Source organism: Pandoraea pnomenusa, from assembly GCF_000767615.3.
In the GTDB taxonomy this organism is placed as follows: domain Bacteria; phylum Pseudomonadota; class Gammaproteobacteria; order Burkholderiales; family Burkholderiaceae; genus Pandoraea; species Pandoraea pnomenusa.
Genome location: NZ_CP009553.3, coordinates 1,835,554 through 1,860,081, shown reverse-complemented (window position 1 = coordinate 1,860,081; position 24,528 = coordinate 1,835,554). Strand labels below are relative to the sequence as shown.

Genomic DNA, 24,528 nt, shown 5'->3' with positions numbered 1-24,528 from the left:
GTCCGTCGGAGACGCGCGGTACGCCGGACCTCGCGACGTCAGAAGCTGCAACAATCGCAGAGCAGTTCGGGGTTGAGCAGATCGGGGGGACGTCCGCCGAGCCTGCCGAAGCCGAAGGCCGCCACGAGGTTCTCCACGGCGCGCCGGGCGTCGGGCGACGACATCGCCCGCACGCCGGCACGGGTCATCGCCGCGATGTCCATGTGCGGCTCGCTCGGCGTCAGGCAACACACGGCTTGCAGCGCATCGAGACCGTCGAGCATCTGCGCGTCGATGACATCGGTCTCTCCCACGAGCGCCGCGGCCGCCGAGCGCAACTGCTCGCTCAGCGCGGCGCGCGACATCGCCTGCGCGCATATCGCCACCTCGAAGAAGCGGTCGAGGCGATCGATCTCGGCGTCGTCCAGCGGCTGGGTGACCACCAGACGATGCCTGCCGAGTCCCGCGAGCGCGAGCTTCATGCCGCCACCGCTTCCGTTGCCTCATGCGCGCGCGGGTGAGCGCGCAACGGCACGCCGGTACGAATCAGATCGGCCGCGCGCTCGGCGATCATGATGACTGGCGCATTGATATTGCCGGAGGTCAGGTCGGGCATGACGGAGGCGTCGACCACGCGCAGCCCTTGCACCCCCTTTACCCGCAACTCGCTGTCCACCACGGCCATCGGGTCGTCGAGTGCCCCCATCCGGCAGGTGCCGGCGGGGTGATGGACGGTGATGGCCGTCTTGCGGATGAACGCGTCGATCTGTGCGTCGGTCGACATCGTCGGCCCCGGCGCGATCTCCGCGCCGATAAATGGCGCCAGACTCGGCTGGGCAGCCAGTTCGCGCACCATGCGCACCGACGCGCGCAACGCGGCCCAGTCGTATGGCGTCGACAGGAAATTCTGGTGAATCCGCGCCTTTGCGGCCGGGTCGGCCGAGACCAGGCGAACCTCGCCCCGGCTTTGCGGATGCAGCAGGACCGTGCGGCAGGCGAAGCCGTCGTTGAACGGTTGCCTGAACGGCCGGAAGTACGGCCACGCCCCCAGCGGTGCGGCCGTGAGCAACAATTGCAGATCGGGTGCCTCGCTCGGCGCCGGCGCCTGTCCGCTTTGCATGAAACCGACCACCCCACCGGGCACGTCGGCCGCGAAGCCCTTGCCCGTGAAGTAGGCCCGGATCAACTCGATGCCGATGCGATCCAGACGCATCATCCGGTGAAACGGTCCCGGACTTGCGCGACGATACATGACGATCACCGACGGATGGTCCTGCAGGTTGCGACCGACGCCGGGACTCGCCACCGATGTGCGAACGCCGATCTGCGCCAGCCTCGCAGGGTCGCCGATCCCCGAGAGCATGAGCAGTTGCGGTGTATTGATGACACCGCCCGACAAGAGCACCTCGCGCCCGGCTGTCGCCACATGCCTGACGCCGTTCTGCCAGTACTCCACGCCGACGGCACGCTCGCCTTCGAGGATCACGCGTGAAACGAGCGCGCCGACCTCGACCCGAAGCCCCGGGCGCGAACGCGCCGGGTGCAGATAGGCGCTCGCCGCGCTGCAGCGGCGGCCATTGCGGATCGTCATCTGAAGCCGGCTAAAGCCGGCCTGCGCGGCACCGTTGTAGTCGTCGACCCACGGATGTCCCGCCGTGCGCGAAGCCTGGGCGAACGCGCCCAGCAACGGGTCCTGGTAACGGCATCGCTGCACGTTGAGCGGCCCGTCGCCGCCGCGAAACGTATCGCCCCCCTCCTCCCACCGCTCCTGCCTGCGAAAGTACGGCAGCACGTTCTCGTAGGACCAGTCGGGCAGTCCGTAGTCACTCGCCCAGCGGTCGAAGTCGGCGCGATTGCCGCGCACGTGCGCCATGGCGTTGACCGAAGACGAACCGCCCACGACCTTGCCGCGCGCGCATTCCACGCTTCGCCCGCCAACATTCTCCTCGGGCTCGCAGTCGTACATCCAGTCGTGCAGCCGTTTGGTGAGAATCTTGCCCCATCCGAGCGGAATGTGAATCCATGGATCGCGATCCCATCCGCCGGCCTCGAGCACGAGCACCCGAACCTCCGGGTCTTCGGTCAGGCGACTGGCGAGCGTGCAACCGGCCGAGCCCGCGCCAACGATGATGTAGTCAAAAGTGCTTTGCATGCCAGGGTCTCGCGAACGGTGGAGGATCATGGCTGCGCGGCAACGCGGCGCAGGCTGACGTGAATGTTCTTCTCCTGCGTGAACGACAGCATCTCGCCCAGGCATTCCTCGCGCCCCATGCCGGACTGCTTCATGCCGCCGAACGGCGCGCCGAGAAAGTGCTTGCCGACTTCGTTGATCCACACGAAGCCCGCACTGACCCGCGAGGCGGTGCGCATGCCTTTCTCGAGATCGTTGGTCCAGATGGCACAAGTGAGCCCGTAGTCGAGCGCGTTCACCTCGGCGAGCATTTGCGCTTCGTCGCGCCACTTGATGATCGAGAGTACCGGGCCGAAGATTTCCTCCTGCGCGATGCGCATGCTGGGATCCACATCCGCGAACACCGTCGGCTCGATGTAGTAGCCGTTGGCCAGCGCCGGATCGTCGGGCACCTTGCCGCCATGGACCAGTCGCGCACCCTGCTCGTGCGCCGACGCGATGTATGCCATGACCCGCGCATGCTGCGCCTGACTGATGATCGCGCCCATGGTCGTCTTCGGATCGGTCGGCAGACCGGGCACGAACGCCTTGCAACGGTGCGCGATACGCTCGATTACCGCGTCGTACAGGTGCTCGTGAAGGAACAGGCGGCTCGTCGATCCGCACGACTGGCCACACCACGTGAAGTTCATGCCCCCCACGGCGGCCGCGGCCAGCGCATCGGGGTCGACGTCGGGGTAGGCGATCAGCGCGTTCTTGCCGCCAAGCTCCAGCAACATCGGCTTGATACGATCGCCGGCACCGCGCGCCACGGCGCGGCCGGTCGGTATGCTGCCCACGAGACCGAGCATCGCCACGCCGGGATGCGACACCAGGGCTTCGCCCACGTCGCGCCCGCCGTTGAGAATCGACACGACGCCGGGAGGAAACAGGCCGCCGACGATCTCGGCCAGACGCAACGACGACAGCGGCGCCTGCTCGGGCGGTTTGATGATGACGGCATTGCCCGCGGCCAGCGGCGCCGCCATCTTGCCCGCGGCAAACATGAAGGGATGATTGAACGCCACGATTCTCGCCACGACGCCGACAGGCTCGCGCACCGTGAAGTCGATGGCGTCCGGCCCCATCGGGATCGATGCTCCCTTCATTTCGGTGACGAGCCCGGCGAAAAACTCGAACAGCGCCGCCGCGACCATCACGTCGCCCGCCATCTCGGCCACCGGATTGCCACAGTCGGCGGCGTCGAGCATGGCCAGATCGGCCGCATGCCTGCGCATCTCCACCGCCGCCGCCCTGAGCACCCGTGCACGCTCGAGCGGCGGCGTGTCGCGCCACACGGCGAACCCGTGCCGCGCGGCCACAACGGCGGCGTCGACATCGCTCGCGTCGCCGACCGCGGCCCGCCCGATGCACGATCCGTCCCCCGGACTGTGGACATCGACGTAACGGCCCGCGTGCGGGGCATGCCACGCACCGCCGTAGTAGAGCCCCTCATGGGCCGGGAGGACCAGGCTGGTCGCACCCGCGTGCAAGCTTTCGGACATACGCGCTGTCATGGCCGCCCCCTTTCACTTGCGCAGCGGCTTGGCCGCCGTCAGGAACTGCATGTCGAAGCCGCCGCTGGCTTTCGCGTTCGCATCGATGGAGCCCTCTTTTCGGAGAACGTCGAACATCTCGCCCCAACGCTTCGCATCGATCCAGCCGATTCCGTTGGCCGCCGTGTCGGGCGAATACATCGTGTGCTTGAAATCGGCGTCGAGTTGCTCGGCGAGGATCTTTTCCTGCCCCTTGTACTCGGGGTTGGCTTTCACGATGGTCGCCACCGCCTCGTCGGGATGGGCGATCACGTAGGCGAACGCCTCCATGTACGCGTTCACGAAGCGCTGCACGAGTTGCGGATTCGCCCCGATCATCTTGTCCGAGGCGAAAACGCCCGATCCGTAGACGTTCAGACCGTGGTCGGCCGCCTGGAGGATCGAGAGCGAGCCCGGGCCGCCCGTCTTCTCCTCGAGCAACGGCACCTCCGCATCGATATAGCCGGGCACCGCGTCGACTCGCCCCATCACGAGGTAATTTTCGTAGGGCGGCGCGACCGTGCTTTGCCTGATGTCGGCGAGCGACATGCCGTTCTTGCTGAGGAAGGCCTTCAGGAACACATAAGTCGAACCCGCCGGATGCACACCGACGTTCAGGCCCTTGAGGTCCTTGGCCGAAGCAAGTGGCTTGCGCGACTTGACCGACACCATGGCCAGCGGGCTCTTCTGATTGACGGCGACCAGCGCCGAGTTCGCCGCCCCCTGCGTGCGTGCGACCAGCAACGTCGAAAGATCTCCGAAGCCGAACTGCGCGCTGCCGTTGGCGACCATGCGCAGCGCGTCGACCGAGCCGGTGCCCTTACGGATCGCGGTGACGTTGATGCCTTGCTTCGCGAACATGCCCTTGTCTCGCGCGACGAAGAACATGGCGTGATTGCCGCGCACGATCCAGTCGAGCTGGACAATGACATCATCGGCGGCCGACGCAGGCGCCGCGGCGCCCAGCAACGACACCGACACGAGAAGCCCCGAAAACAGTTTGCTCAATCTGCTCACGCTGGTACTCCTGCAAGAAAAAAGCGCTGAAAAGGAAGACGCTTCGACACTCCGCTAACCCGCTAACCCGCTACCCCACTGCCCCGCCGCCCCGCCATCCGGCGATCAGTGGCGTGATTCGCCGCCCCACGTAATGAACCGGTATTCGAATCCCTCGACGGCGTAGTAGAAGAGCACGCCAAGCAGCGACACCTCGACGAGGGCGGCAAACACGAGCGGCATCTGCATTTGCGTCGAAGCGAACTGGATGACGTAGCCCAGCCCGGCCGACGCACCGGCGAACTCGCCCACGATGGCGCCGATCACGCTCAACGTGATGGCGACCTTGATGCCGGCCATGAGCGACGGCAGCGAGTGCGGGATCTGCACCCGCATCAGGATCTGCGTTCGCGTGGCGCCGACCGACTTGAGCAGCGCGACCAGGTTCGGATCCGCGCTGCGCAGGCCGACAAGCATGTTGAGCGCCACCGGAAAAAACGCCATCACGACGATAAGCAGTATCTTGGGCATGAGGTCATAGCCGAACCAGAGCACGAAGATCGGCGCGAGCGCGATCTTCGGCACGTTCTGGAAGACCACCATGAGCGGGTAGACCGCGCCGCCCAACCGCTCGAAGCGCGCAATGCCGATCGCGAGCAGTGCCCCCACGACGCTCGACAGCACGAAGCCATACAGCACCTCGCGCGCCGTCACCCATGCCGCGGCGGCGAGCTCGGGCTGCTTCGTCACCAGCGTCCCGGCGATCTGCGTCGGGGTCGGCAACACGAATGCGGGCACGTCGAACACGCGCAGCCCGGCCTCCCAGAGCACGAGCAGCACGACGAGCAGGGCCACGCCCGGACCGGCGCGCCACAGGCCGCGAAACGGCTTGGGGGCGGCGCGCCCGCGCGCGCCGGCGGGCACGACTTCCGTTGGCGATACGCTCATGACGCCCTCCCGGCCCGATGGCCTTCCTTCAATCGCTTGCGCAGATGCGACGCCGTCTGCGCGAACGCCTGCGTCGCATAGCTGTCCTCGTTGCGCGGGTAGGCCAGCGGCACGGTCAGGCACTCCAGAATGCGGGCCGGCCCCGTCGCCATGACGGTGACGTCGCGCGACAGGAACACCGCTTCGTCGATGGAGTGCGTCACGAACACGATCGTCTTGCCGGTCCGTTGCCAGAGATCGAGCAGGAAGTCACTCATCTCTTCGCGGGTGATGGCGTCGAGCGCACCGAACGGCTCATCCATCATCAGTACCTCCGGATCGAGCGCCAGGGCGCGCGCGATGGCCACGCGCTGGCGCATGCCGCCCGACAACTGCGACGGCTTGCGATCCACGGCGTGCCCGAGTCCCACGATGTTGAGCAGTTCGAGCGCGCGGGCGCGAATCGCTTCCTTGTCGCCAAACGTGCCAACGATCTCCATCAGCAGGCACACGTTGTCGAAGGCGCTCTTCCACGGCATGAGCGCCGCCTCCTGGAACACCAGGCCGATGCGGCGCTGTCGCACCGCCTCGGCCGGCGTCATGCCCCCCACGCTCACGCGCCCCAGCGTGGGCGCCTGCAACCCCGCGAGCACCTTCAGCAGCGTGCTCTTGCCGCACCCTGAGGGCCCGACGAGCGACGTGAAGCCGCCACGCTCGACCGACAGGTGGATGTCATTGAGCACGCGGGTCACACGCCCTTGCGTCTCGAAGTCGACGCAAAGTCCGCTCACGCTGATGTAGGGCTGCGGCGACGGGACGGGCGCTTGTGTATGCGCCGGTGCTGTCGTGCGCACCGTCGTCACCCCGTCGGGCCGATCGGGACTTGTCATGGGGACACTCCAGTCTTGCGATTCCGGAATCATGGTCCGCGCTTCACGCCGCGCTCGGCGCGGCATGCGGCGCGAACGCCATCGTGCATCGACGACCTCGCGCAGTCGCGCGTCAGCCGGCGCTGGTCGCCTTCGCGAACGCGGGGCGCGCTTCGATACGCCCGAGCCATGCCGCGATGCCGGGCAGCGCCGGCAAATCGAACGGGAAGTTCACGCAGCGCCTGACCAGCGGCGCCAGTGCGATGTCGGCAAGACTGATCGCCTGTCCGGCACACCACGGCACCTCGCGCAGGTGCTTGTCGAGGATCGTCAGCTCGGCGGCGAGGTTCGGTCCCGTATCGGCCGCTTGCGCCTCCCTCGGCTTCTTCGCGTCCTTGAAGCCGGCGAGATAAACGGGGTTGAGCGACGCGAGCGTCCAGTCCATCCATCGCTCGACAAAAGTGCGTTGCGCCGGATCGGCGGGATACAGCGACGACGCCTGCCGGCTCGCGAGGTAGCGCAGGATCGTGTTCGACTCCCAAATCACGAGCTCGCCATCGGCCAGCGTCGGTACCTTGTTGGTGGGGTTCATGGCAAGATATTCGGGGGTGCCGGTGTTGCCGAACTGGCGACCGTAGTCGAGCCGTTCGTAGGGTTGCCCCAGTTCTTCGAGCAGGAAAATGACTTTTTGCACGTTGCCCGAAGTGGCGCGTCCGTAAAGCTTGATCATGTCGGTGTCCTCAGGTGATGTTCGGTGGGTGTCGCGACGGGCCGGCGTGGCTCACAGCGGCCGGTAGGCGATGCATTCGATCTCGATTCGCGTGGTGATCACGGCGCGCGCCTCGACCGTGGTGCGCGCGAGACGTCCGTCCGGGAAGAACTCCTTGAACACGCCGTTGTAGCGGCCGAAGTCGCGCGCATCCTCCAGGTAGACGGTGGCCTTGACCACATCGGCCAGATCGCATCCGGCCGCGCGCAGCGCCCGTTGCACGGCGAGAATCGTGGCGCGCGTCTCTTCCTCGATCGTGCCGCTGATCATGCCGCCGTCCTCGTCCTTGGCTACCTGGCCCGACACGAACACGTAGTCGCCGGCCCGCACGGCCGGGTGAAACGGAAGGTTCGGGTTGCGCTTGCCATGTACCGAAATCGTCATTGCCGTCCTCGTTGTCGTTGTCCGGGGCGAAGCGTCATCCCGGGAAGCACTCGATGATGTCGATGCCCTGCTGCCGGTCGAGCAGGTACACCAGACCGCGATCGTCGATCGTCACGTCGTTGGACGAGGCGCGCTCGCAGCCGGCGGGCGGATCCGGTTCGTAGTACGCGATCTCCTTCGGGGCGAACGGATCGGCGATGTCGACCAGCCGCATGCCCCTGGCGAACCACGCGAACGGCAGCGTCGTCCCCACGAAACGTTCGGAGGGCTGGTGGCAGCCCGACATTGGCTCGCGAGGCATGCCATCGGGGTCGACGCCCTCGACCTGAAACGTCGAGATCGGCATCGGCTGGCGCTCGTCGGTAATGTCGTAGATCCAGGCGAACGACGGCGGTGACGGCCGCAGTTTTGCCACGTCCTCGTCGGCCACCACCATGACCCGGCGTCCCTTGACCATGCCCGGGATCGGCAAGGCGGTATGCGTCGGGTGCGGATGCGCGGGACTGCTGTTCAGGCCCGAGACGAGCTTCGGCGCCGACATGTCGGAGATGTCCAGGATGAAGAAACCATGGTGCCAGTACGACACGTAGAGACGATCGCCCATGCGCAGCGGGTGATGGCAGCGAGGACGCACGTAGTCGTCCCACGGATAGGCTTCGCCGGCGCCGACGTTCTGCCCGGGGATCCACCAGCGGCCGACCTCCTCGGGCTGCTCGGGACGAGCCAGATCGAGGATCTTGACGATGTTGCCCACGAAGCCCTCGGCGGTCGGCGAGATATACGCGTAGCGACCGTCGAAGTCATACCGGTGCACGCCGCCGGCTTCGCCGCCGGAGTACCAACGCGAGATCGGACGCGGCTCCGACGGGCGCGTGACATCGAAAATACCCAGCCCGCCACCGAATTCGGGCGCACCTTCGCGAAACTTCTCGTAGTTCACGAGCATCACGCCGTCCTGCACGCGAACCTTGTGCGAATGCCAGCCCATCGGCACTTCGAGCGTGGCAAGCAGCCGCGGATGCTTCGGATCCGACACGTCGTAGATCGACGTTCCGGCGGGGGGCGCATGTGCGAGACGTACAGGATGTTCCGGTCGATCCACACCTGCCCGCCGCCAGGGCAGTCGATGTGACTCACCCGCCGCGTGTTCCACGCCTTGGCCATGGCGACTCCCCTCAGTCGAGCAGCATGATGTCGCCGCCGGCGGTCTTGCCCCAGCGCTGGAGCAGGCCGAACGCACGCAATGCGGGCTCGTCGCTCGCAATGAACACGATGGCCGGTTGCGTGGCGCTCGTGTTCTCGTATTCGGCCCACGTGCCGCCCGGCACGGCGAGCGTGTCGAACTGATGCGTCTCGAACGCCTCGCCATCGAGCGTTGCACGCACGGCCCCCTCCAGCGGCGACACGAGCAGGCTGGCCGTCTGCTTCATGGGCAAGGTGCGCTCGCCCGGACGCAGCATCTGCATGAAGAAGGTCATCGTCTTGTAGACCGGGCCGCCGCGAAGCGGATCGACGTACTCGATGCGCAATCCTTCGTAGGGGTTCTCGGCCCACTCGCGATGCTTCTCCAGCAATTCGCGCACGGCTTCGTAGCGGTAGATGAACATCGGCGAGGAACCGTTTGCGCCGCGTCGATGGTCGACGAAGCGCGGCATCAACCCGCCCGCACCGTAGGTAATGGCGGAGTAATCGGCGGGAAAGCGCGCCGACTGCTTGCGCATGACCGCTCCGCCCTCGCTGTAATCGTGATCGAACGACAGCGCGTTGAGCGTTTCGACGAGCGGGTAATCGAGCACCGACAGGTTGATGGCCGGTTCGCTGCCCACATTGCCGTGGTTGTGCCACGTGTCGCGCGGCGTGAGCACCATGTCGCCCGGGCCGAACACCACGTCCTCGCCTTCGACGCCCGTAAAGTTCTGGGCACCTGTCAAACCGAGGCGAATGGCGCTCGCGGTGTGCCGGTGCGGCGGCATGATCTCGTTCGGATCGTTCAGGCGGTAGGCGGTGTACAGCGTGGTCACCGTCGCGCGTCGGGGCTTGAGTCCGGGATTAGTCAAAATCAGCGAGCGCCGGTCGGAGTCCGCCGTGGAAATCAGGCGCGCCGAGCGCTGCAGCAATGGCTCGAGCACCTCCCGATAGCGCCACAGATACGGCACGGCGCGCTGGCCTTGCATCAGTTGCCGGATTTCATCGTGTTCGACGTCGGCGCTACGCGCCCAGAACGGAAACAGGTGCGCGTTGCCGATTTCCTCGTACATCTGCCGCATCTCCTGCTCGCTCGCGCGACCAGCGGCTTGCTGCGTGGCTTGCATCATGCTGTGCTACCTCCGGGTGGGGTTTCACTGACTGCCGATGCAAACGATTAGATCAATACAAATTTTTTGTGTCAACCAAAAATGTATTTGGTTATTATGGTTGATATTATTTGGTTGTTAGTTTGGTTGAACCAAAACAGTCTTGGCGCAATCTCGAGATTCGCACATCGACACCGAATAATTCACGTGAATTACTAAAAAACAAGACCTCGCCGTGTTAGCCGATGGTTGTGAATTCCGCTATCATGCTGCCTCGGTAGAATTTTTGGCGTGCAACCAAACCCACTGGTTGTAGTGGAGAAAATAGCTATGGTCGATTTGGTTGAAAGTCTGCGAAGCCGCCTCGCCAACGGCGACGCCTTGCCGGCGGAGCGGCAGTTGGCCGACGAACTGGGCGTGAAGCGTCATCAGTTGCGCAATGCACTGAAGGTGTTGCGCGAGGAAGGCGAACTGGAGTCACCGCGGGGGCGCGGTGAGGGTCAGTCGAAGCGCAGCGGCGAAATACTGGCCGGGCGCACGAATGTGCTCGAAGTGATAGAACTGCGGCTGGCGCTCGAGCCGTTCCTCGCGCGTCTGGCGGCGGTACGCGCGACCCCGGTCGAGATCGCGCGAATCGAGCGTGCGGCGTCCACGCCACCGGGGGCCGACCGCGGCTCCACCGATCTGGCATTTCACCGCGCGGTCGCAGCGGCCTCGGGCAATGCGCTGGCGGCGGACATCTATCAGATCGTCCGACGGGTCGGGTCGGACGTTCGCCTGCACGTGCAACAACCCATGCCGCACTGCCCCGAGCGTATCCGTCAGCGCGACATCGAGCATCAGGCGATCGCCGACGCGATTCGCGATCGGGCGCCGGACCTGGCCGAAACGGCAATGCGCGAACACTTGATTCGTGTGCGCGAGCAGATCATGGCGCGGATGGTGCCGGGAAGTCAGGGCGGCTGAGCCGTCAGCGATGCCGCGTTCGGCAGGCGCGTCGACGCAATGAATGACGGCGCCGGTCATGCCCAGGCCGCGGGCTGCGGCAATGGCATGCGCGCCGCGTTTCGCGTCAGCAGTTCCCCTTCTTTGCCTGGCCCGGCGGGCAGAAACCATTGCCGGGACCGCCGCGACCGCCATGCGGACCATCGTCGGGAAGATATACGGCACAGCTGGCCAGCAGCACCGTGCTGGCAAGAAGCAGAAAAGCGAGTTTGCGCATTGATGAGGCCCTCCGGGGATCCTGGGTAAGAATGACATCGTCGTGCCATTGCGCCGCCATTTTACCGGTTGGCCGCCCCCCCGGCACCATGACCGAACTTTTCCCGATATGCCGCCGGACTGGTCAGGACCAGACGCCGAAAGTGCCGGCGCAGCGATTCCTCCGAACCGAACCCCGCCAGCTCGGCGATACGCGCGATCGTCGGGGGCGTTTCCGCTTCCAGCATCTCGCGCGCCACGCTCACGCGCTCGCGCACGAGCCACTCGTACGGCGCCATGCCTGTCGCGTCCTGAAACTGGCGCTGCAACGTGCGCGGACTCATCGCGGCCCGTTCGGCGAGCGATTGCAGCGTGTGGGGCAAGGCAGGATGCTCGCGCACCCAGTCCATCAGCCTGGCCAGCCGGCTGCTTCCGTCCGGCGGCATTGGCCGGGGGACGAACTGCGCCTGTCCACCTTCACGATGCGGCGGCAGCACCAGCCGCTGCGCTACCCGGTTTGCCACGGGGCTGCCGTAGTCGCGCCGCACCAAATGGATCAGCATGTCGAGTCCCGCCGCCGATCCCGCCGACGTGACGATCTGTCCTTCATCCACATACAGCGCATCCGGCTGCACACGCACATTCGGGTAGCGCCGCTGCAACTTTTCCGCATAGCGCCAATGGGTGGTGACGGTCTTGCCGTCGAGCACCCCCGCGGCCGCCAGCACGAATACCCCGGAACAGATGGTGCAAAGCCGGGCGCCGCGCCGATACGCGGCACGAATCTTCCTGAGCAGTGGCTCGGGCGGGACTTCGTCCGGATCGCGCCACCCTGGCACGACGATCGTATCCGCCCGATCGAGCAACCCAAGCTTGTAGGGCGCGCCGATCGTGATTGCCCCGGCCGCGCGCAGTGGACCGGGTTCGGCCGCGCAGACAGCGAAGCGATACCACTCGACGCCGAGCTCCGGGCGCTCCAGCGCGAACAACTCGGTCACGCAGCCGAATTCGAAGGTACAGAGCCGGTCGTACGCCAGCGCGACAACGAAATGTGGGTTCATGGCGTAATGTTACCGGATGTTGTCGATTACGCCACTTACCCCGTGCGCCGCGCGGGCACAGAATGGGCACTGAAGGATCGCGTTCTCTCCCATCACCCTCACCACGGGAAATTCGACCATGTCTACAAGCCACGTGACCAACGCCGTCACCGCAGTCCCCGCCGCCGACAGCGCCCGCGCGCTCGATCATTTCCAGACGTCCTTGCAATTCGAAACCGACTGCTGGGATGTTTCCAGCGCGCTAGCCAGTGGCGCCCCCGGATTCGTCCTGCTCGACGTTCGAAGCCCGGCGCTGTTCGCCCGAGGGCACGTGCCGGGTGCCGTTAACCTCCCCCACGGAAAGCTCGTTGCGTCGAAACTAGCCGATTTTCCGGCCGACACCTTGTTTGTCACTTACTGCGCGGGGCCCCACTGCAACGGTGCCACGCGAGGCGCGATCCGACTTGCCCAGCTCGGCCGACCAGTGAAGATCATGATCGGCGGCATCACCGGCTGGATCGACGAGGGGTTCGAACTGTCGACCTCGGCCAGCTTTCGGACTGCTGGCGCACAGGACGCTCGATGACGCTCACGACGCTCGATGACGCGCAGGTGATCGTCGACAGCGTGAATCCGGAAACGACGCTTATCGTCTCGCTTGACGATGTCGAGGCGTTTGGGCGCATGCTGCGCCACCAGAATCTGCTGATGTTCGCGGGAGTGGAGCGTCCGACGCGGCACGTCTGGCAGCCGTACATGACTGCCCAGCAAACGTTGCACGCCATATGGTCTGTCGGTCGCGCTCGCGGTGTATCACGCGTGCCTCAGGCGACTCGGCATGCTGCCGTTCTGGGTCGAGTTCGGCTGGTCAGTCGGGCGTTCGGTCCCCGTGGAAGTGCGCGATCCGGGCGCGGCGCGACGGGTTGCGCGGGTGCCGGCAAACGCGACGGACCGTTGTGCTTGCCGCCGTGCCCGCCGGCATGATCATGCGGGCTTGGCATGTGGGCCTGGCATGTGTGTGTCAACAACCTCGTCCGTGCTCGCGCCCTGTCGCCTGCCGAATCACGGGTGCGCCCGATGGGAGAAATCGTCCAGCAGCGGCACGATGGCCAGCACGACGAGCGCGATGGCCAGCGGGACCGACGAGACGAAACCGAGATGTTTGAAGCCGAGCGCACCGGCGAGGCCACCGATAAAGAACATGCCCAGCAAGGACGACAGCAGGTGTAGCTTCGCCTGGTTGGCGCTCACATGCTTGCGGTCCGGGGAGGCTTGCGAGCGATTCCAGTAAAGCAGCTTTCCGAGCTCGATGCCAATGTCCGTCACCAGACCCGTGACGTGGGTCGTGCGAATCTCCGCTTTCGAAATCTTGGTGATGATTGCATTTTGCAAGCCCATGACGAAGCAGAGCAGCGCTACGGTTCCGGGCGCGAACAGCCAATGGTGGTGCGCCAGATTCGCCCCGACGAAGCCGAAACACAGCAGCAGCATGGCCTCGAGCATCAGCGGCGCAGCGTACTCGCTGTTGGTGTGATGGCGGCGGCCCCAGTTGATGAGTACCGCCGAGGTGGCCGCCCCCGTGAGAAACGCCAGGAGCGCGCTGAGTCCGGTGAGGACCAGGACAATCTGGCCAAGTGCCAGATTATCGGAAAGCGACGCCACGACGCCCGACATATGGGACGTGTACTGTCCCATCGCCAGAAAACCGCCGGCATTGGCCGCCCCGGCGACAAACGCCAGCCACCGGCCGAGACGCCGATTGGCCGCGTCGGTTCGTGCCGGATGTGTGAAACCACGTAGATAGTTGATCGGCATTGCGCACCTGCATTGCATACGCGAGATAGCGTGGCAACGATTTTACTCCCGCCGGGGACTCCAGTAGGAATCAGTTCGTGCAAGTGGCACTCAAGAAACCCTGCATGGCAAGGGTATGGGGCACGCTGTCCCTTGCCTGCGCCTCAACGTCACTGACCAGCCCTCCCTGATCCTCTTGGGTTTTCTGGGCAGAATCCAGAGCGAGTTTTCCGGCGTATCGGGTCAAGTCGGCCCGGGTAAACCCACCAATTGGCGGGTGATCTGCAATGAGAATTCTGGGCCACCTGGGCCGTTAGTTTTTCGGCAAACTTTACCCTTGGAAAAAGGAGGAGTTTGCTATGAAACGCAAGCGCTTTTCAGTCGAGCAGATTGTGGCGGTACTGAAGCAGGCCGAGTTGGGAATGCCGGTGGCCGATCTCATCCGTCACGTCGGTATTTCGGAGCAGACGTTTTATCGCTGGAAGAAGCAATATGCCGGTATGCAGTCAGACCAGGTACGTGAGCTCAAACAGTTGCAAGACGAGAACGCACGGCTCAAGAAGCTAGTGGCCGAGCTAAGCCTGAACAAGGCCATTCTGCAGGATGTTGCTTCAAAAAAGTGGCCCGGCCCGCGCTGAGGAAAGACGTGGTGGATTACGTGATAAGCCACTATGGATTGACGATGAGGCGGGCCTGTCGTTTGGTGAAGCAACCTCGCAGCACGCAGTACTACCAAAGCGTGAAAGATCCTCGGCCCGAGCTTCGTGCCCGCATGCGCGAAATTGCCTATACGCGGGTGCGCTATGGCTATCGGCGCGTGCATGTACTGCTACGGCGTGAAGGCTGGCAGTTGGGCAGGGATCAAGCATACCGGCTGTATTGCGAAGAGCAATTGCAATTGCGATCGAAACTGCCCAAGCGCCGCAAGATGGTCGTCACGCGCGTGCAGAAAATCGTGCCGAGCAAACCGAATGATGCCTGGAGTATGGATTTCGTCGCCGATCAACTCGCAGATGGCTCGAAGTTTCGCATGCTGACAGTTGTCGATGTATTCACGAAAGAAGCCCTGGCCATCGAAGTTGGTCAACGGTTGAGGGGAGAGCATGTGGTGTCGGCGCTCAATCGAATCGCGGCCAGACGCGGCGCTCCTCGGCATATTTTCGTAGACAACGGCAGTGAGTTTTCCGGGCGACTGCTCGACATGTGGGCATATCACCACAAGTCGAAAATCGATTTCAGCCGCCCAGGAAAGCCCACGGACAATTGCCACATTGAGACGTTTAACGGATCATTCCGTGACGAGTGTTTGAACTTGCATTGGTTCGAGACGCTGGACGAAGCGAAGGCGACTATCGAGGCATGGCGCGCGGACTACAACGAGAGTCGGCCTCACTCAGCTCTCAAAGAGCTGGCGCCGGCCGATTTCGCCCGCCAATTGGTGGGTTTACCCGGGCCGACTTGACCCGATACGCCGAAAAACTCGCTCTGGATTTGGCACAGAAAACCCAAGCGGATCAGCCCCCGATTTGAGTAACGCGGCGATTTAGAGTCCAATCACGTAGTCTCGAGATTGGACATGATGGATTCAGCAACCTTAGCGTGACGCTGTGTCCGGGATTACAGGGTCGACTCCATTTAGGTTCACCCCCTTTTTCGCCCGCACCGCAAGAAAAATTTAATGCAAAAATACAAACAAATTGCCGATGTCACGACAAACATTCCCAGGAGCATATATTCGTTATTTGTGCCGAACACTCTACGTGCCACAATAACGACGATTGCCCCCCAGAAGGCACTGGAACATAGAAATGCTCCACCGACGATAAGTAGCAAGCGGATCGACGCGGCCATACGGTTAACGCTCATTTTTAGATTCTTGGATATCATTAAATATCTTCACGCCCTTCGAACCAATTCCGTACGTCAATATTCCTTGCCCCACATATGACGGTAACTGCTGTTTGGTCATCGGGTTTAGCATTGGGTTATTCCATTTTGACGTTGTCACACCAAATATCGACTTTGATCGATTAACTCCATCCGTGAATCCAATGTTGTATGGCATGCGGATACCAAGACTCAGCATATTTGCCCCCAACGCGCCAACGTCATAGGTGACGTTTCCCCAACCAACTGGCAGGTTCGCAACTAGCAAATCACGCACTGGGTTAAAGCCCGCAGGACCGCTGCCAGTCGCAAACCTATAGAGTCCGGTCACTCCTTCAATCGTTTCACTCCCGCCAAACACCGCAGTTGGTCCACCCAGCGCGCATCCAACCAAGCTTGAACAGGCGGCAAAACCTCCGGCTATTGCCATACCGCCGGCGACAACTTTGATGCCATTCTCGGCAACCGGCGACGTCCCCCCGTATTCAGTAGCACCAGGCTTTAGAGTCCGAGGGTTAATGTAACTGCTTTCCTGTCAGTATCTGGGCATACGCTGCTGGGGTTAATCCGCCCAGTGATTTCTTCGGTCGCTCCTCGTTGTACTCCCGCCGCCAGGATTCGATCACGACCTTTGCGTGCGACAAACTGGTGAACCAGTGCTCGTTAAGGCATTCATCCCGAAATCGCCCGTTGAACGATTCGATGTAGGCGTTCTGGTTCGGCTTGCCTGGCTCAATCAGGAATAGCTTCACACCTCGTACGTGCGCCCAGTTCAGCATCGCACGCCCGCAAAATTCCTTGCCGTTGTCAGTGCGAATTGCCTGTGGCAGACCACGATGCAATGCCACTCGATCCAGAATGCGCGTCAGTCCATTTCCGCTGATTGCCCGCTCCGGCACGATGGCGACCGCCTCATGCGTTGCATCATCAACCACCGTCAGGTTCTTGATCACACGGCCTTCGGCGGTTCGGTCGAACACGAAATCCATCGACCAGACCTGATTGGCCGCCGACGGCCGCCCCAACGGCTGGCGATCTGAGACGGGTACTTTCTTTCGCTTGCGGCGACGCACCTGCAATTTCTCTTCCGCATACAGGCGCTCGACCCGCTTGTGATTGACCGCCTGCCCTGACTGGCGCAGCTTCAGATAAATCATTCCCGAACCGTAACGGCGATGCCGCTGAGCCAGCGCCACGATCTGTGCTCGCAAAGCCGCGTTCCGGTCCGGAGCCGGTCGATAACGATAGGCGCTGGCGCTCATGCCGACTACCCGCAAGGCTCGGCGTTCGCTCAAGCCCTGCTCGCTCATATAGCGCACCAACTCCCGGCGAGATGGTGCGCTCACCACTTTTTTCGCAATGCCTCGCGAGTGACTTCGTTTTCCAGCAGCGATTCCGCCAGCAGCTTCTTCAGCCGGGCATTCTCGGCTTCCAACTCCTTCAATCGCTTCGCGTCCGGCACGCTCATGCCACCAAACTTGCTGCGCCAGAGGTAGTAGCTGGCCTCCGAGAAGCCATGCCGACGGCATAAATCCTTGATCGGGATGCCAGTCTCAGTTTCCCTCAGGAAGCCAATGATCTGTTCTTCGGTGAATCGCTTCTTCATGTCCAATCTCCTGACCACGTGATTGGACTCTAAATCGCCGCGATACTCAAATCGGGGGAGACGTCGCGTCATCCATTCCCCACCGATACGCTCCACCGTAAAATATTTCAGCCATCAGGACAGACGATACTTTGATCGCCGCGAAACATAGCATCGACAGGGCATAGGCCAATAGCAGTAGGAGCACTAAACGCATCATTTTTTTGCAGACTCCATTCGATCCTTGACACCATTTATTGCGGCGCTCGCCGCCTCAGAACCTGACCCGCCGGCTACGCCGGCCCCGATTACACCCAAATTGTTCGGTAACAGGAAGTTCAATCCCGACGGCCCTGCCCATTTTCCGACATCCGCCCAGCCCGAACCGTTGATCGTGGGCCGCAGAATGGAGTTGATCCGCGTCTCCATATCTTTGCCAACACCATAGCCGAAGACCGCGCTAACGCCGCTCACTAAGCCACCAAACATAATGCTATCGTGCTTACCGAATACGGCGTTATTGATCGCCGTGCCTATCGCACCGCCCGCGCCATTCACCAACGCGTTCCATCCCAGCCCGCCGTATACGCCAACGCCTCCCGATATCGCGGCAATGGCTACATCAACGGGATTGACTGTCCCGTTCTGGTAATACTGCGAGCCAGCATTGATGCCCGCGCTAATCGTGCCGGTTCCTGCTGCCGAAGTCCATGCTGTCGACCCCAATGCCCCGTCAACCCCGAAGATCGGCGCCCCCGGTATGGCTGACAATGCAGGAAGGACCGCCGGCACCGCCAACGCGCCCGCAATAGCAAGGCCGAGTTTAGGATTAGCAATGGCTCCCGGCAATGCCCGTTGCTCCGGCGTTAGCGAACCGTCCTTGTTTCCGTACAGGAAAGGATTCTTGTACTCGGCGGCAGTCGCTGTGAACATACTACCGGCGTTCTTGCCGATATATGCCACCGCAACTGCATCACCTCCCGGCCCCTTGCTAGCAGATGCGTCGACTAATCGGTAACCGTTGGCCAATAGCATGTTTTCCGCTTGGCTCTGGCTTATGGCCTTTCCTGTAGTGTTCTCGTAAAACTCTGCAAAGCTTTTCGCATTGTCTTTAGCCCACTGCCGCTAATTCGGATGCAACTGCCGATTAAACCGATCAACGTTATACCCGGCAAACGCTCCCGAACTCCCACCAACCGCCGCCCCCACCGCAGTACCAACGCCCGTCGCCACGATCTGCGCCAATGCCTGATCGATATCGGCGTTGCCCGTCGGGTGGGCCTTCTGAATGCTCTCGCTCAGTTCGTTCAGTGTTCCGCCGAGCTTCGACGTCAACCCTGCACCTAACGCACCACCGAGCGCATTGCCCCCTCCCAAGCCTGCAATTATTGCGCCACCAGCGGCGTGCATTGCGCACGGAAGTCGCCGCCCTCCTTCCAGTCATCCGCTTCCTTCTGATACTGCGCCTTCAACTCCGGATCGGTCGTGGCGTCGGCCAGCCTTTGCGCCGCTTCTCGCTTCTTATCTGCATACGTCCCGATATCGCGCGCCACCGCTTCCCCGGCCGCCGTCGCCGCTGCCATCAAGCGTGACTGATCGTTAAGCAGGTTCTGCAAATCCGGCGTTCGGTTCACCGTTTCGTTCAGATTCGACGTATCGCGATTCAGGCTCGCCAGATCCTGCGTCTGGTTCGCGCCGTTCGTCAGCGTGATGGTGCCTTCACTCACACCGCTGCGGGTCACGCCACGCTCGCTGCCGCTCTCGGACTGCGGCAGCATCGGTGCAATGCCGCCCGTGTTCTTGCCCGAACTCGGTCCCGTCGTCCGCTCGTTGGCGCCCCCGTTGCCGAACGTGCTCCCGCCGCCAAAGCCAAAGCTGTTCGCGCTGTAGTCGGAATGGTTCTGGATGTCGGAGTACGTCAACGTTCCCGTCGTGAGTTGGTTCTTCGACGGGTCTGCCGTACTGGCGATGTATGCGCCCTTCAGATCCGTATTGCCCTTGACGTCGACGTCGAACCCACCAGCCCCGGCCTGAATCCCAGATTGCTCAACCACACCTGCGTAGTTGCCGCTAGCGTTACCGCGCGAATAGCTGAAGCTCCCCGACGCGCCACCCATGCTCGCGCTGAACCCGCCACCCATACTCTCCTGATGTGCCGAACTCTCGCTCGTGTCTTGCACGCTGGCGATGTTCAGATCGCCGCCGCTGACCGACGTGTATATCGCTCTGCGGTAGTTCCGATACGACGACGCGTGCCTCGTTCACTAGCGAAACATCATTGCTCGCACACTCGACTAACGAATATCAATTTTATTGCGTCGACAGTACGCGTGGAAATCATCACCCCCCTTAAGCCAAAGTAAGTTAATAATTTCCGATATTGATTCCACCAAATCCGGATACTTATTCCACACCCCCCATGGACCCTCCGGGCTGAAGTAGTACCAATAGCCAAATAACAAATCGCTAGGTAAATTTATTCTTTTTTGCTTAATATCCTCAAAAATACATTTAAGTCTCTCTTCATAAATATTTTTTATATTTTCGTCTTTTTCACCTATCTTTACAGCCAATTTTTCCGCAATTTCAATCTTAATATTGAGATATTTCAATAACTCATCCATTCACAGCTCCTAGCGAAAAATTCCACCCGGGATGGCCACGGGCGACGTGAAATTCCCAAGGTTAGGGACAACATACTGCGTCATCCCACCCGAAGCTGTGAATTGCCCTTGACTGACGGGTGCGATGGTGCTTTGGTAAGCGGTCGCCAAAACCCCCGGCTTCGGTTGAATCGAGAACGCTTGAAACCCTCTTACGCTCCCGCTTGCCAAACTTGAGGCAGGCAAACCCAGGGAATTCGCTATCGAAGTTGCGCTCGCGCCTTGGCTAACAAGCAGATCATATTGCACTCTCGACATATAGAACGAGCTAATTCCAGCATTATCCCCAACAGGAACAATTCGAATCAACTCGTCGTTTATGCCAAGTTGAACCATCTTTGGAAGCGATTGACCGGATCTAATCGCGTTCCCCGTAAATACTTGTTAGCGCCGATGTAAAACTGACCCACCCGCCGAAGTGAATCTGACCCACCTGGGAGAGGATGGCGGCTTTTGCCGCCGATGCTGACTCAGGAGCAAGCAGTGGAAATCAAGGTATTGGCAAGGCGCGGAGCGCCGGTGCGGGAGATAGCGAGGCAGATGGGTGTCTCGCGGAACACGGTCCGACGATATCTGCGCGACCAGAAGGCTAGCCGGTATAAGGGGCGAGAGCCTCGGCCAACCAAACTGGACCCGTTCAAGGCGTACCTGCTTGGGCGAATCGAGGCGGCGCGGCCGCACTGGATTCCGGCAACGGTGTTGCTGCGCGAGTTGCGGGAAGAAGGCTACGACGGCGGTATCAGCCAACTCAAGGTGTTCCTCGCGCCATACAGGGACGCGGAGCCGGAACCGGTCGTGCGCTTCGAGACGCCGCCAGGCCGACAGATGCAAGCCGACTTCACCACGATCCGACGCGGCAGGTCGCCGTTGCTGGCGCTGGTCGCCACGCTGGGCTACAGCCGGGCGACGTACGTGCGTTTCACGAGCGGCGAGGATGCCACGACGTTGTGCCAGTGTCTGCGAGAAGCCTTCGTCTACTTCGGCGGCACGCCCGAGCATGTGCTGTTCGATAACGCCAAGTCGGTCATCGTCGAACGCGATGCTTACGGCGACGGTCATCATCGCTGGAACGGCGAGATGTTGGCGCTGGCGGAAACGTATGGATTTACGCCGAAGGTATGCAGGCCGTACCGTGCCAATGGAGCGGCCCCACGTATCTGAGGACACAAGGACTCTCTTAAAATAACGGATAGTCTTGTGCCTATCAGTAAGCCTAGTCATTACGTGGAACCCATCGAAATTCTGACCGAGCCGGAGCGCCGTCGGCGGCGCACGGCGCAGGAAAAAATCGCCATCGTGCAGGAGACGCTGGCACCGGGAGCATCGGTGTCAGCCGTGGCCCGGCGGCACGGCGTGAACCCGAACCAAGTGTTCGGCTGGCGCAAGCAATACCAGGAAGGCAGTCTGGCGGCGGTGAAAGCGGGAGAAACCGTAGTGCCCGCATCGGAGTTGGCTGCAGCCATCAAGGAAATCAAGGAGCTGCAACGGCTGCTCGGGAAAAAGACAATGGAAGTCGAAATCCTGAAGGAAGCCGTGGAATGGGGCCGTTCAAAAAACCTGATTGCGCGCTCGCCCTTGCTGCCGGGGGACGACCATTGAAAACGGTCTGCGAAGTTCTCGGCGTGGCGCGCTCTGTTGTGGCAGTGAAGCAGGCTCGTTCGTCTGACTGGCAAGACGGTCGCCGTGCCAAGCCCACCGACGACACGGAACTGGTCGAGGAAATCCATGGCCACGTGGCGCATCTGCCAACCTACGGCTACCGGCGCATCTGGGCGCTGCTGCGCCGCAGTCGCGAGATGGTCGGCGCACCGTGCATCAACCACAAGCGCGTGTATCGGGTCATGCGTGAGCACCATTTGTTGCTGCGTCGTCCCGGCGTGCGGCGAGACAAGCGGCGGCACGACGGTCGCGTGGCCGTGGATAGGAGCAATACCCGCTGGTGCTCGGACGGCTTCGAGTTCCGGTGCGACGATGGCACGCCGCTGCGCGTGACGTTCGCACTGGATTGCTGTGACCGGGAAGCGATTAGCTGGGCTGCTACGACCGGCGGGCATAGCGGCGACGTGGTGCGCGACGTGATGCTGGCGGCCGTCGAGCAGCGCTTCGGCACCACGCAGACGGCGCAGGCCATCGAATGGCTGACGGACAACGGCTCGGCCTACATCGACCATCGCACGCGCAGCTTCGCGCGCGAGCTGGGCCTGGAGCCGCTGACCACGCCCGTACGTTCGCCGCAGAGCAATGGCATGGCTGAATCGTTCGTGAAGACCATGAAGCACAATTACGACGCCTATATGGACAAGCCCGACGCGCCAACGGCGCTCTCGCGTCTGGCCATTGCGTTTGAACATTACAATGAGCGCCACCCGCACAAAGCCCTGAAATACCGCTCGCCTCGCGAGTTCAGGCGAGCAGCGGCGTCATCAACCTAACGGTGTCCACGTGTCCTGAGTTACAGGGGCAACTCCAGCCAAGACCAAGGGCAAGGTCGAGCGCTTCAACCGGTATCTGAAGCAGAGCTTCGTGGTGCCGCTGGCGGCGACGCTCAAGCAATCTGGCCTGAAGCTGGATGTCGAGGCGGCTAACGGCCATATTGGCCGCTGGCTGGCCGAGGTGGCGAATGTCCGGGTGCATGCCACGACGAAAGAGAAACCGTCGGTTCGACTGCCGTTAGAGCAAGCGGCACTGCTGCCGTTGCCGGTGTCGACCTCGATTACAGCCCCGGTACCGACGCGGCTTAAGCGAGTGCTGCCGAGCGAAAGCCTGCAGCATCCGCTGTCGGTCTACGACGCCTTGCTGGAGGTGGCAGCATGAATCTCCAGCATGAACGCATTGCAGGGCTGTGCGACGAACTGAAACTGGACCGCATCGGGAACGACTGGAGCGTGCTGGCCCAGAACGCTGCCAACGCTGATGCCAGTCACGCCGACTTCCTCGAACAGCTACTGCTGACCGAACGGGATGCCCGAGAGGAACGCAAGCGCCAGACGCTGACCAAGATGGCCTCCCTGCCGGGCATCAAGACGCTGGAGCAATACGACTTTGGCTTCGCCAGCGGCGCACCGCGAGCCCAAATCCAGGAGCTGGCCGGGCTGGCGTTTATCGAACGGGCCGAGAATGTCGTGCTGCTCGGGCCATCTGGCGTGGGCAAAACGCACATCGCCTGCGCCCTGGCGTATCGGGCGACACAGGCAGGAATCAAGACGCGCTTCACGACCGCCGCCGACTTGATGATGCAGTTGGCCACAGCCCGGCAGCAGAACCGGCTGCGGGAGTTTTTTAACCGCGCCGTGGTTGGCCCGAAGCTGCTGGTTATCGATGAAATCGGCTACCTGCCGTTTGGACGCGAGGAAGCCAATCTGTTTTTTAACGTGGTGGCCAAGCGATACGAGCGCGGAGCCATCGTGCTGACGAGCAACCTGCCATTTACGCAGTGGGCCACGGCATTTGCCGACGACCAGACGCTGACTGCGGCGATGCTCGACCGGCTGCTGCATCACGCGCACATCGTGCAGATTGCAGGCGAAAGCTATCGGCTGAAGGACAAACGGAAAGCTGGACAAACTACACGCGCAGGCGCGAAAGCCGCCGCGTGACACGGAGCCTGGGTGGGTCAGATTTACTTCGGCGATACGCCGGAAGGTGGGTCAGATTTAAACCGGCGTTGACAAGCAGCGACTCCGCCAGCAGCAGCTTCAGCCGGGGATTCTCCGCCTCAAGCGTCTTGAGGCGCTTGACGTCGTCGCTCACCATCTCGCCGAACCGTTTGCGCCAGGCGTAAATCGACGCCTCGCTCACGCCATTGCGCTTGGCCACCTCAGGGATCGTATCTCGATCCGCTTCGCGCAGAATTCGCACGATCTGCTCGTCGCTGTACCGGCTTTTCTTCATACCAACTCCTCGTCTGAGCTGAGGAGCCATTATCTCTAGATTCCATTGGTACGAAATTTCACGGACAGGTCACGCCCGCCGCCAAAGCCAAAGCTGTTCGCGCTGTAGTCGGAATGGTTCTGGATGTCGGAGAACGTCAGCGTGCCTGTCGTCAGTTGGTTCTTCCACGGATCCGCTGTGCTCGCGATGTACGCGCTCTTCAAGTCCGTGTTACCAGCAACGGTGACGCCGCCCCCGATTAGCGAGCGTAGTGCAACCACCGCCCCCAACTCCCTAGACACCCTTGGTAAAAAAATATTCGGCAGGTCAGTGCCATTACATTCGAGCGCGACACGCCGAGAACTTCACAAACCAGTTTCACCGGCCGTCCTCCGGCAGCAACGGCGAGTGCACTATAGGCAACGGCGCCAGCGTGTCGATCCAACGCGCATGCGTGTTACCGCTGGATCAATTCTTTTGGCGCAGCTTCATCCGGGGGAGAGGCGGCCCAGTACAAAGATTTCCTCAAATGTGACACGACTCGAATTGCTCTTAGTCGTTACTCG

The 24,528-nt window shown here is 62.1% G+C and carries 22 protein-coding genes and 5 pseudogenes; 7 read left to right on the top strand and 20 right to left on the bottom strand.

The annotated features are described in order from the left end of the window. Positions 1-38 precede the first annotated feature (38 nt). The 10 genes from LV28_RS32425 to LV28_RS32380 form a co-directional block, all read right to left on the bottom strand. A complete protein-coding gene (locus LV28_RS32425; RefSeq protein ID WP_023595229.1) occupies positions 39-461 on the bottom strand; it encodes a Rossmann-fold NAD(P)-binding domain-containing protein in 423 nt (140 codons plus the stop codon). Beyond that, positions 458-2,131: a GMC family oxidoreductase gene (locus LV28_RS32420; RefSeq protein WP_023595228.1), complete on the bottom strand. Its 1,674-nt coding sequence runs from the start codon at positions 2,129-2,131 to the stop codon at positions 458-460. The genes LV28_RS32425 and LV28_RS32420 overlap by 4 nt, the downstream gene beginning before the upstream one ends. Positions 2,132-2,157: 26 nt before the next feature. After that, a complete protein-coding gene (locus LV28_RS32415; protein WP_038618099.1) occupies positions 2,158-3,654 on the bottom strand; it encodes an aldehyde dehydrogenase family protein in 1,497 nt (498 codons plus the stop codon). Positions 3,655-3,678: 24 nt separating this feature from the next. Then, complete coding sequence (locus LV28_RS32410; protein WP_024788462.1) at positions 3,679-4,701, bottom strand: ABC transporter substrate-binding protein; 1,023 nt, start codon at positions 4,699-4,701, stop codon at positions 3,679-3,681. A 105-nt stretch (positions 4,702-4,806) separates the two neighbouring features. Next, positions 4,807-5,628, bottom strand: a complete 822-nt coding sequence (locus LV28_RS32405; protein ID WP_024788461.1) for an ABC transporter permease — start codon at positions 5,626-5,628, stop codon at positions 4,807-4,809. Then, positions 5,625-6,497, bottom strand: coding sequence for an ABC transporter ATP-binding protein (locus LV28_RS32400; RefSeq protein ID WP_023595224.1), 873 nt, complete (start codon positions 6,495-6,497; stop codon positions 5,625-5,627). Before LV28_RS32400 ends, LV28_RS32405 begins: the two co-directional genes overlap by 4 nt. 112 nt (positions 6,498-6,609) lie before the next feature. After that, complete coding sequence (locus tag LV28_RS32395) at positions 6,610-7,206, bottom strand: glutathione S-transferase family protein (protein WP_023595223.1); 597 nt, start codon at positions 7,204-7,206, stop codon at positions 6,610-6,612. A gap of 51 nt (positions 7,207-7,257) precedes the next feature. Then, the gene (locus LV28_RS32390; RefSeq protein ID WP_023595222.1) at positions 7,258-7,629 is read right to left on the bottom strand and encodes a RidA family protein; all 372 of its coding nucleotides are present in this window, start codon (positions 7,627-7,629) and stop codon (positions 7,258-7,260) included. Positions 7,630-7,663: 34 nt separating this feature from the next. After that, positions 7,664-8,731, bottom strand: a complete 1,068-nt coding sequence (locus LV28_RS32385) for an LVIVD repeat-containing protein (RefSeq protein ID WP_257125741.1) — start codon at positions 8,729-8,731, stop codon at positions 7,664-7,666. A gap of 73 nt (positions 8,732-8,804) precedes the next feature. Continuing rightward, on the bottom strand, positions 8,805-9,944 hold the full coding sequence (locus LV28_RS32380; protein ID WP_023595220.1) for a cupin domain-containing protein: 1,140 nt from the start codon (positions 9,942-9,944) through the stop codon (positions 8,805-8,807). Positions 9,945-10,253: 309 nt separating this feature from the next. On the opposite strand from LV28_RS32380, the gene LV28_RS32375 reads away from it, so the two are divergent. Next, complete coding sequence (locus LV28_RS32375; RefSeq protein WP_023595219.1) at positions 10,254-10,889, top strand: FadR/GntR family transcriptional regulator; 636 nt, start codon at positions 10,254-10,256, stop codon at positions 10,887-10,889. A 317-nt stretch (positions 10,890-11,206) separates the two neighbouring features. On the opposite strand, the gene ftrA is transcribed toward LV28_RS32375, so the two are convergent. Next, positions 11,207-12,184, bottom strand: a complete 978-nt coding sequence (gene ftrA / locus LV28_RS32365) for a transcriptional regulator FtrA (protein WP_038618108.1) — start codon at positions 12,182-12,184, stop codon at positions 11,207-11,209. A gap of 118 nt (positions 12,185-12,302) precedes the next feature. Here ftrA and LV28_RS32360 point away from each other — a divergent pair, with 118 nt between their 5' ends. Continuing rightward, positions 12,303-12,749 carry a rhodanese-like domain-containing protein gene (locus tag LV28_RS32360; protein WP_023595217.1) on the top strand — a complete coding sequence of 149 codons (447 nt, stop codon included), beginning with the start codon at positions 12,303-12,305 and terminating at the stop codon, positions 12,747-12,749. A gap of 476 nt (positions 12,750-13,225) precedes the next feature. Here the strand turns inward: LV28_RS32360 and LV28_RS32350 are convergent, their stop codons facing one another. Next, positions 13,226-13,978, bottom strand: coding sequence for a YoaK family protein (locus LV28_RS32350; RefSeq protein ID WP_023595215.1), 753 nt, complete (start codon positions 13,976-13,978; stop codon positions 13,226-13,228). 338 nt (positions 13,979-14,316) lie between these two features. On the opposite strand from LV28_RS32350, the gene LV28_RS32340 reads away from it, so the two are divergent. After that, positions 14,317-15,419, top strand: a protein-coding gene (locus LV28_RS32340) for an IS3 family transposase (protein WP_371328142.1) whose coding sequence is annotated in 2 segments (ribosomal slippage) — positions 14,317-14,578 and positions 14,578-15,419 — 1,104 coding nt in all. Because the reading frame shifts where the segments join, the coding sequence is not laid out codon by codon here. Between the two features lie 393 nt (positions 15,420-15,812). On the opposite strand, the gene LV28_RS48700 is transcribed toward LV28_RS32340, so the two are convergent. The 5 genes and pseudogenes from LV28_RS48700 to LV28_RS48695 form a co-directional block, all read right to left on the bottom strand. After that, positions 15,813-16,274, bottom strand: a complete 462-nt coding sequence (locus tag LV28_RS48700) for a hypothetical protein (protein ID WP_147291574.1) — start codon at positions 16,272-16,274, stop codon at positions 15,813-15,815. An 85-nt stretch (positions 16,275-16,359) separates the two neighbouring features. Further along, a protein-coding gene (locus LV28_RS32335; RefSeq protein ID WP_115344375.1) for an IS3 family transposase occupies positions 16,360-17,450 on the bottom strand; the annotation gives its coding sequence in 2 pieces (ribosomal slippage) (positions 16,360-17,192 and positions 17,192-17,450; 1,092 coding nt in all). Between the two features lie 195 nt (positions 17,451-17,645). Next, positions 17,646-18,464, bottom strand: coding sequence for a hypothetical protein (locus tag LV28_RS32325; RefSeq protein WP_048806392.1), 819 nt, complete (start codon positions 18,462-18,464; stop codon positions 17,646-17,648). Positions 18,465-18,563: 99 nt separating this feature from the next. Beyond that, positions 18,564-19,633 (bottom strand): annotated as a pseudogene (locus LV28_RS32315) (hemagglutinin repeat-containing protein); the annotation flags it as partial. Positions 19,634-19,723: 90 nt separating this feature from the next. Further along, positions 19,724-20,053 (bottom strand): hypothetical protein, encoded by a 330-nt coding sequence (locus tag LV28_RS48695; protein ID WP_144347290.1) that lies wholly within the window; start codon positions 20,051-20,053, stop codon positions 19,724-19,726. Between the two features lie 501 nt (positions 20,054-20,554). On the opposite strand from LV28_RS48695, the pseudogene istA reads away from it, so the two are divergent. The 4 genes and pseudogenes from istA to istB all read left to right on the top strand — a co-directional run. After that, positions 20,555-21,229, top strand: a pseudogene (gene istA, locus LV28_RS32310) (IS21 family transposase); the annotation flags it as partial. Positions 21,230-21,325: 96 nt separating this feature from the next. Beyond that, positions 21,326-22,524, top strand: a protein-coding gene (locus LV28_RS32300) for an IS3 family transposase (protein ID WP_169834586.1) whose coding sequence is annotated in 2 segments (ribosomal slippage) — positions 21,326-21,641 and positions 21,641-22,524 — 1,200 coding nt in all. Because the reading frame shifts where the segments join, the coding sequence is not laid out codon by codon here. Positions 22,525-22,561: 37 nt separating this feature from the next. After that, positions 22,562-22,906, top strand: a pseudogene (locus tag LV28_RS32295) (IS21 family transposase); the annotation flags it as partial. After that, positions 22,903-23,688: an IS21-like element helper ATPase IstB gene (gene istB / locus LV28_RS32290; protein WP_038618124.1), complete on the top strand. Its 786-nt coding sequence runs from the start codon at positions 22,903-22,905 to the stop codon at positions 23,686-23,688. The pseudogene LV28_RS32295 and the gene istB, both read left to right, overlap by 4 nt. A gap of 82 nt (positions 23,689-23,770) precedes the next feature. Here the strand turns inward: istB and LV28_RS32285 are convergent. The 3 genes and pseudogenes from LV28_RS32285 to LV28_RS49660 form a co-directional block, all read right to left on the bottom strand. Then, positions 23,771-23,983 (bottom strand): annotated as a pseudogene (locus LV28_RS32285) (transposase); the annotation flags it as partial. Positions 23,984-24,018: 35 nt separating this feature from the next. Continuing rightward, positions 24,019-24,186: a hypothetical protein gene (locus tag LV28_RS48690; RefSeq protein ID WP_023595207.1), complete on the bottom strand. Its 168-nt coding sequence runs from the start codon at positions 24,184-24,186 to the stop codon at positions 24,019-24,021. Between the two features lie 95 nt (positions 24,187-24,281). Further along, positions 24,282-24,377: pseudogene (locus LV28_RS49660) on the bottom strand (hypothetical protein); the annotation flags it as partial. Between the last annotated feature and the right edge of the window lie 151 nt (positions 24,378-24,528).